Raw genomic sequence first — 2589 nt, forward strand, 5'->3', positions numbered from 1 at the left:
GGGTCAAAACTAGCCAAGCTGTCACCAGGGGCAATCTAGCTTGAAACGCTTACTCTGTAAAGATTTCAACATCATGATTTTGCAAATATAGCGCTCGCAAACCCTGAGTAATTTTTGCAGCCTTTGAGTAGTTCCTGCAAAACTAGAAATTTTCATCAAAACATGAGGTACGCAGTTTGGTAACCCCGTTGCAAAGAGCGCGGGGCGGAAAAACAGTTGAAACGTTTTTAAACGTGAGTGGAATATTGGCATCTGTGTTCATAAACGCCTGGGGTGTTCCTTCTCTTCGACCACTTACCAATGATGTGGGTCTTCAATATATGCCTTTATCTTAGCGGTGCTAATTTTTCCAGTCGTTTCATAGAAATAAGACCTTGACCAAAGAGAAGGAAGCTTGAGTAATTCTGGAAATTCTTGCCTAAGATATCTTGAAGAACGACCTTTAAAGGCTCTAGCCACTTCAGCTATCGAATGATGATTGTCATATTCTACTAACAAATGAACGTGGTCTGGAGCAATTTCTAAAGATCGAACGAACCAGCTTTTATCTACAGCAACCTGGTTGATAATTTCTGCTAGCCTATTTCTGATTTTTCCGATTAATACCGCTTTTCTTCGCTTAGGAATCCAGCACAAATGAACGGTTGCTAGCCCTAAACAATGAGAACTATGTCTATAGTCTTTAGCGTTTTTTCTCATGTTGATAACTTGATTATTATCAACAATTATAGTATGATTATTTCATGAATCAAATTTTTGCAGCACAGATAAACAGGCTGCCTGATGACAAGGAGTTGTCAGCAGTTTTAGAGTATCTTTGTTCGGAGTCAAATAAGCTATATAATTGCTGTACTTATTTAGCCAGACAAATCTACTTTAAAACTGGCAAATTGAGCAATAAGTTTTGGTTGGCAACTCAACTAAAAACTAACCCTCATATGAAGGCTTTATACACTTCAGCCGCACAGCAAACTTGTTTTTCTGTTGGGGAAGCTATCACAGGATACAAAAAATTGCTTAAGTTATGGAAACAAGGAGAACTAACTAATAAACCCAAATTCCCCCAATATCGTAAGCGAGGATTATTTCAGATTAGCTATCCTAAACGTTGGCTAAAGTTAACAGAAGAAGGAGTAAGAATCCCGCTAGGAAAGAGTTGCAAAGTTTGGTTTGACATTGCTGAAATATACCTGCCTTTTCCGTCTAACCTTGATTGGAACTCAGTTAAAGAACTACAAATTGTTCCGCGTGCTGGTTATTTTGATAGTGTTTGGGTGACGAAAACTGAAACAATAGATAATAAGTTAAATCAAAACAATGTTCTTTCAATAGATCATGGTTTAGATAATTGGTTAACTTGTATTAGTAATCTTGAAACTAGCTTTCTTGTTGATGGCAAACACCTTAAAGCTTTAAATCAATGGTACAACAAACGATTAGCCACCATTAAAGAAAATAAATCTCAAAACTTTTGGTGCAAACTACTAGATAAAATTACAACTAAACGTAATCGACAAATGCGTGATGCTGTAAATAAGGCAGCAAGAATAGTAGTCAATCATTGCTTAAAAAATAATATTGGAACTATTGTTTTTGGTTGGAATAAAGGTCAGAAACAAGAATCAAATATGGGAAAAAAGAACAACCAAAAATTTGTTCAGATTCCCACAGGTAAACTCAAAGATAGAATTGAGGAATTATGCAAACAATATAATATTCGATTTCTTGAGACAGAAGAGTCGTACACCTCTTTAGCCTCAAGCTTAGACCTAGATGATATTCCCGTGTTTGGTGCAAAACCCGAAGGATGGAAGCCATCAGGAAAAAGAGTGAAACGAGGTTTATATCGTTCGGCATCTGGAATTGAGTTTAATGCAGATATTAATGGTGCTATTGGAATAGCCAGAAAAGCGATTCAGCGCGGTCTTGGGGGTTTCCCCCATGAGCGACTGAATCAAGAAGTCGCGGAGCAATACGGGTTTCAGTTTGATGCTAGTGGTTTCGCTAGAGGCGTTTTGACAATGCCTAGGCGGTTAAAATTATGGAATAAACAAGGAACTGTTCCTAATTTTAGCAGTGCTGTAAAAGAATCTCACGTGCTTCAGCCGTGAGAGTGTCAACAGAGTTGCTAAATTATATATTTGACAAGGATTGTAGCGATTCTGAGCCGAGAATATTTTTTACTGTCTCAAACACTGAAAGCTGCAATATTTCTAGATTGCCTCTCGTGTCACGCTCGCTAGTTTTACCCCAAATAAGTAACTAATGTTACCAAAAAGGCATATTGTTAATTCAATAGCTTAAGTCAATCTAAGCGATTGGTTATTTGCATCCAAATGAGATTTAATTAATTTAGGTAAAACATATGTTTACGATCTTCGCAATCTCAATACCCATCAAGCGTTATTCCATAAATATAATCAAAGAAGAAGCCTATAACTTGTTGGAAATTGGTACTATTAGGGGTAATGCTAGAGAAGCTACCATAAGTGCCAAACGGATGAAATTCTCTCATACAGAGAACTTCAGCATAGCTAAAATGAATTATCATGAGTGCTTCACTGCCATGCAACAGCTTTTGTTGCTGTG

3 protein-coding genes are annotated in these 2589 nt (G+C 37.2%); 2 read left to right on the forward strand and 1 reads right to left on the reverse strand.

Annotated features, from left to right (window positions below; genetic code table 11):
* Nucleotides 1–294 precede the first annotated feature (294 nt).
* Nucleotides 295–699, reverse strand: coding sequence for an IS200/IS605 family transposase (gene tnpA, locus H1P_RS32610; RefSeq protein WP_144875538.1), 405 nt, complete (start codon nucleotides 697–699; stop codon nucleotides 295–297).
* 44 nt (nucleotides 700–743) lie between these two features.
* Here tnpA and H1P_RS38665 point away from each other — a divergent pair, with 44 nt between their 5' ends.
* Both H1P_RS38665 and H1P_RS32620 read left to right on the forward strand, forming a co-directional pair.
* A complete protein-coding gene (locus H1P_RS38665) occupies nucleotides 744–2111 on the forward strand; it encodes an RNA-guided endonuclease InsQ/TnpB family protein (RefSeq protein WP_144875540.1) in 1368 nt (455 codons plus the stop codon).
* A gap of 254 nt (nucleotides 2112–2365) precedes the next feature.
* A partial coding sequence (locus tag H1P_RS32620; RefSeq protein ID WP_144875542.1) for a hypothetical protein occupies nucleotides 2366–2589 on the forward strand: 224 nt, incomplete at its 3' end.

It is taken from the genome of Hyella patelloides LEGE 07179 (assembly GCF_900659865.1).
GTDB lineage: Bacteria > Cyanobacteriota > Cyanobacteriia > Cyanobacteriales > Xenococcaceae > Hyella > Hyella patelloides.

Bases quoted from the DNA above. Each gene is read 5' to 3' on its own strand.
- H1P_RS38665 (WP_144875540.1), top strand. From the start codon at position 744: ATGAATCAAATTTTTGCAGCACAGATAAACAGGCTGCCTGATGACAAG.
- tnpA (WP_144875538.1), bottom strand. From the start codon at position 699: ATGAGAAAAAACGCTAAAGACTATAGACATAGTTCTCATTGTTTAGGG.